This is a genomic window from SAR324 cluster bacterium, from assembly GCA_015232315.1.
Classification (GTDB): Bacteria; SAR324; SAR324; order SAR324; family NAC60-12; genus JADFZZ01.
Map to the genome: position 1 here is coordinate 1 of JADFZZ010000073.1, position 5,449 is coordinate 5,449.

The window sequence follows — 5,449 nt, forward strand, 5'->3', positions numbered from 1 at the left end:
CGGCATGAAAGCCCTGGACCAGGCCTAAACCGCGATCACTGGCCATCCCCAGCGGGACAAAGAGGTGATCCTCCAGATTCTCAAAATGAGTTTTCCAGGTTTCCGCGGAACGATCCCGGGCTAATTCAATTTTGAGGATAGCGGTACTTTGCGCGTCAATGGTCACTAACAACGGCACGTTGATGGAGAAAATTTCATCACTGAGATAAAAAACAAATTTTTTGGAGGCCATGGTCAGAGTGGAAGGCAGTCTACGGCCGGTTTGCTGGAGAAATTCACTGAGGTATCCCACCGAATGCGGGGCCAGGTCTAATTGCCTTAAAATGTCGGAGATACTCTGAAGAGAACAGTGACCTTCCAGTCTCAACAGCAATATCATTTTGTGTAATGATCCGGGATCCTTCGTCGGGAGTTCCCGTTTATCGCTGAAAAGCACGGCCAAATGGAGACTCGCGGTCGCTAACAATTGATAGAGAAAGGTCCTTGATATGTGGTGCTGTTGGGCAATTTGGGTCATTTTCCCGTAACATCCTTGCCAAACCATCGCCAGCAGTGCAATATCAATACGTGTTTGAGCGGTTAAATCCATGCGTCTTACAAATTTCATGTTTTTGCCTTTGGCGTGTGTTTACGTTGATGAATCTCAGGATTCCTTGTTCCAATCAACGTTATACAACCTCCAAAGGTTTTTTACAAAACTGTAAACTGAAAAATGAAAGGTCCCCAAAATTTCTTGATAAAACCCATCGTTAAAGGCTCGTCATCATTCATTTTCGAAACCAAATAAAGAGGAGGTATTATGAATTTTTTAAGTCCAGCCCTTGAATATGATCGAATTGATTTGAATTCGGGGGTTTATTACAATCCAACGGTGAATCTGGATCTGTGCACAGCAATCAACAGAGCCACAGTGGTTGTCGAAGAAAATCCGTTTCATCTCAAACTGGTCAGCGGCTTCACCAACGAAGAAGAAAAATTTCAGACATTCCATGCGATCCATTTTCATGAATGCGGCATCTGGGTGTTTATGGACGAGGACACACGGGATTCGGTCTTTGAAGATCTGGAACGGGAACTGGAGAGCGACACTCTGGAGTAATAATATTTCCTCAGAAAATGCGTAGAGACGCGCGATCGTGCGTCTCTACAGACCTGAGGATTAGAGGTAACGAGGCTGGCGCCGCGTTACCGGAACAGCCATCTGTTAGCCGATTTTTGCCATGTGCTGGATCAGATCCAGAACACGATTGGAATAACCCATTTCGTTGTCATACCAGGAAACCAGTTTGAAAAATTTGTCATTCAACTCAATTCCCGCGGTAGCGTCATAAATGGAGGATGCCTTACAACCAATGAAATCGCTGGAAACCACAGCATCTTCTGTGTATTGCAGAATACCTTTCATTGGCCCCTCAGCCGCGGCTTTCATGGCCGCATTGATTTCTTTCATGCTGGTAGCTTTGCTCAATTTCACAGTCAGATCCACTACAGAAACATCCGCTGTTGGCACACGGAACGACATCCCGGTTAATTTTCCTTTCACTGCGGGAATACACAAAGCCACTGCTTTGGCCGCACCAGTAGAGGAAGGAATGATATTCTGGAAACCACCACGGCCACCACGGAAATCTTTTTTGGAAGGACCATCCACAGTTGGTTGTGTGGCGGTCACCGAGTGAATGGTTGTCATCAGTCCTTCCTCAATTCCGAATTTATCCAGCAGAACCTTGACAACAGGAGCCAGACAATTGGTGGTGCAGGACGCGTTGGAAACAATATTGTCTTCTTTGGCATAACTGCCTTCGTTCACACCCATGACAATGGTTTTGATACCTTCTTTGGCAGGTGCGGAAATGACGACTTTTTTTGCTCCAGCGGTCAGATGTTTGCCAGCGCCTTCGACATCGGTGAATAGTCCGGTAGATTCCACTACATAATCAACACCCAGTGCTTTCCATGGTAATTCTGCGGGATTTCTCACAGAGACGCACTTGATATGTTTGCCATTGACGATCAGTCCATCACTGTCGGAAGAAACTTCACCCTTGAAGTTTCCATGAGTGGAATCGTATTTGAGCAGGTATGCCAGGTTGTCTGCTGGAACAAGATCATTGATGGCGACAAATTCCAGATTCGGGTTGGCAACACCGGCTCTTAATACTAAACGTCCAATTCTGCCAAAGCCATTAATCGCGATTTTAATTCCCATAGTATTTCCTTATTGATAGTGAGAGTTCAGTATGAATCACCGGCTAAAATGCCTGTGGTCCTGTTAAAAAATTCCGGGACTCATCGTCCTGAAACTAAACAAACTGCCCTTGATTGACCAATCCCAACTGAGCTTCATGGAGCAGTGCGTCGATCCGGGCCTGATAAGCCTGAACTCCGGATGCTTCATGAAAAATGGCGTTGCCCGCGACCAGATGTGTCGCACCAGCTTCAACCACATTGCGGATTGTTTTCAGGTTGAGGCCTCCGTCAACCTGAATTTTGATATCCAGCCCGCGCTCTTTGATTTTCCGGCGCAGAGTCCTGATTTTCTGAGTGATGGCTGGAATCAAGGCTTGTCCTCCCCAACCGGGATTCACGGACATTAATAAAATCATTTCCACATCCGCATAGACATAGTCAAGCACTTCAAGCGGAGTCGCGGGATTCAGCGCGACAGCGGCCTGCGCGCCACAGTTTTTAATCTTTTGCAGAACATAGTGCAAATGCGCTGTCGCCTCAGCATGAACCGAAATGATATCGGCCCCGGCTTTGACAAACGCTTCCACATGTTTTTCCGGTTCCGTGATCATTAAATGCGCGTCAAACACAGCATTTGCGGGTTTTTTAAAACAGCGCATGACATTGGGACCAAAGGTGATGTTGGGCACAAACACCCCGTCCATCACATCCAGATGGATCCACGAAGCACCGGCTTTGCAGACATCCGCGATTTCTTCATTGACCCGCCCAAAATCCGCGGAGAGAAGAGACGGAGCAATCACCACATTTGACGTATCAACGCTCATAAACTTCAACTCCCTGGTCCGTGCCGATAATCAGGCGTGTGGCAAGATTGACAAACAGTCCGTTCACCACGACCCCGGGAATCTGGTTGATTTGTGATTCCAGCAACGGCACGTCCCGGATTTGTTCAAAATGACAATCAAGAATATAATTCCCATTGTCGCTGATGAACGTTGCTGTCTGGTTTCTGGTACGCAATTTCACATCGTTGGCCCCCAGACGTTTCAGTTTACCGGCAACAACCTGCCATCCAAACGGGCTCACCTCTACCGGCAACGGAAATTTCCCCAGACATGCCACACGTTTTGACGCGTCTGTCACAATCAGCACTTCACGTGAAGCGGAGGCCACAATTTTTTCACGAAACAAGGCTCCGCCACCACCTTTGATCATGTTGAAATTTCCATCAATTTCATCAGCGCCATCAATCGTCAGATCAATGGTTGTGGTTTCGCTGAAATCAATCAGGGGAATGCCTTCGGCTTCCGCCTGGACACGAGTTTGTTCAGAAGTGGGAATGCCTTTGACAGCCAGACCGTCCCGAACCATTTGACCGATTTTCGCTACGGCATAAGCGGCAGTGGAACCTGTTCCCAAACCCAGGATCATGCCAGTTTTGATAGACTCTGTGGCTTTTTCAGCCGCACGCTTTTTCTGTTCAGACATAATTGCAGTATTGAATGAAAAGGTTGGATCCATGGCGATGCCATCAGAGCATCGAGCCAAAAACTAGAAAATACTGGAAGTATTTGAAAGCCAAATCTGAACAAGGATCGTGAAAAGAATAACATTCAGAAGTTTTCCCAGAAAATCTTCTGCCTGAGAATCGTAGAGACGCGCTATAGCACGTCTCTACAGACCAACGAAGGCTCACTTATTTTTTTGCCGTTCCATAGTGGCCCGGGGAATGCCCCATTGGAGTATCTTTTCATGAAGCGTTTCAAGAAAAACAGGCTTGCTTAGATAGTCATCCATGCCCGCATCCAGACATTCCCGCATATCACTTTGCGTGTAGTTGGCGGTCAAGGCGATGATCCGCGGACGCTGTTCAACATTCCAGCGCCGCACAATTTCCCGTGTGGCTTCCACGCCATTCATTTCAGGCATTTGCATATCCATGAAAATCAGATCATACGTGTGGCGTTCCAGTTCTTTGATAACTTCGATTCCGGTGGAAACCATCTGTGCCTCATAACCCAGTTTTTTTAACATGATCCGCATCACATATTGATTGGCGATATCATCTTCCGCTACCATAATTTCCAATGGAATTGAGTCTTCCACGGGTTTTTCTGCTTGAGGCTCGACAGAGGAACTCGATTTGGCAGGAGATCGTTCGTTGGAAACAACCGGATTGTAGGGTATTGTGAAATAAAAAGTGGCCCCTTTGGCCTCTTCACTGTCAACCCAGATCGCCCCGCCCATCAGTTCTATCAAATTTTTGGTGATGGCCAGGCCCAGACCGGTACCACCATATTTGCGTGTTCTGGAAGAATCGCCCTGTGAAAAAGGTTGAAACAGATTTTGTTGTGTGGTTGACGACATGCCGATGCCGGTGTCATACACACTGAAAAGTAGCATGGATGGAGTATCAGGCTGGAGTTTTAGACCAATTTTAACCTCACCCTGTTGAGTGAATTTGATGGAGTTGCCAATCAGATTGATCAGAATTTGACACAGACGTGTCACATCCCCCTGGATCATATCCGAAACGGCTGAATCAATGGCATACGATAAATGAACCGGCTTGCCGCTGATATTTTTTCCAACCATGTCCAGCGTCTGGTTCAAACACTTCCGGAGAGATAATGGAACACTCACCAGTTGGATGGCGCCGGCTTCGGATTTGGAAAAATCAAGAATGTCGTTGATGATGCTCAACAGATGTTCGCCACACACACGAATGGTTTTTACCATTTCCTGCTGACTCGAATCCAGTTGCGAGTATTGAAGAATTTCGGCGGTTCCGATCACGCCGTTCATGGGGGTCCGGAGTTCGTGGCTCATGTTGGCCAGAAACCTGGATTTGGTGAGCAGTGCCGCCTCGGCGGTTTCCTTTGCCTTAATCAACTCTTCTTCTGCCTGTTTGGCAGCGGTGATATCGTCATAAAGTGCGACCACTTCCCCGGAAGGCAATTTGTACACATAATTATCGCGCCATCCAAAAATGCGGTCATCTTTATAGCTGGAAATCGGATGTTTTTCAGGGATTCCCGATTTCCAAACACGCTGAAACACATCAAACAAGCCAAAGGATTTTATACCGGGAAACATCTGTAAAACGCTCTTGCCGAGAAGTTTTTTTCGTGAAATTTTGCCACCTGTGCAGGTGTATTTTACGCAACCAGTTTAAACTCAAGGACATGATGCTTAAACCAGGTTGGATATTCCTGATTCTTTTTTAAGGCCGTCACCGAAGCCAAGGCCACACTCC

General features: G+C 46.9%; 6 protein-coding genes. 1 reads left to right on the forward strand and 5 read right to left on the reverse strand.

Going from position 1 to position 5,449, the window contains the following annotated elements; all coding sequences use genetic code 11:
* On the reverse strand, positions 1-607 hold a 607-nt coding region (locus HQM11_21175), incomplete at its 3' end, for a hypothetical protein (protein ID MBF0353552.1).
* A gap of 192 nt (positions 608-799) precedes the next feature.
* Between HQM11_21175 and HQM11_21180 the strand changes: the two genes are divergently transcribed.
* Positions 800-1,099 carry a hypothetical protein gene (locus HQM11_21180; GenBank protein ID MBF0353553.1) on the forward strand — a complete coding sequence of 100 codons (300 nt, stop codon included), beginning with the start codon at positions 800-802 and terminating at the stop codon, positions 1,097-1,099.
* A 105-nt stretch (positions 1,100-1,204) separates the two neighbouring features.
* On the opposite strand, the gene gap is transcribed toward HQM11_21180, so the two are convergent.
* The 4 genes from gap to HQM11_21200 all read right to left on the reverse strand — a co-directional run bounded on the left by gap (position 1,205) and on the right by HQM11_21200 (position 5,289).
* A complete protein-coding gene (gap, locus tag HQM11_21185) occupies positions 1,205-2,209 on the reverse strand; it encodes a type I glyceraldehyde-3-phosphate dehydrogenase (protein ID MBF0353554.1) in 1,005 nt (334 codons plus the stop codon).
* A 94-nt stretch (positions 2,210-2,303) separates the two neighbouring features.
* A complete protein-coding gene (locus HQM11_21190) occupies positions 2,304-3,017 on the reverse strand; it encodes a ribulose-phosphate 3-epimerase (protein MBF0353555.1) in 714 nt (237 codons plus the stop codon).
* Complete coding sequence (rpiA, locus tag HQM11_21195) at positions 3,007-3,681, reverse strand: ribose-5-phosphate isomerase RpiA (GenBank protein MBF0353556.1); 675 nt, start codon at positions 3,679-3,681, stop codon at positions 3,007-3,009. Before rpiA ends, HQM11_21190 begins: the two co-directional genes overlap by 11 nt.
* Positions 3,682-3,885: 204 nt before the next feature.
* A complete protein-coding gene (locus tag HQM11_21200; protein MBF0353557.1) occupies positions 3,886-5,289 on the reverse strand; it encodes a response regulator in 1,404 nt (467 codons plus the stop codon).
* Between the last annotated feature and the right edge of the window lie 160 nt (positions 5,290-5,449).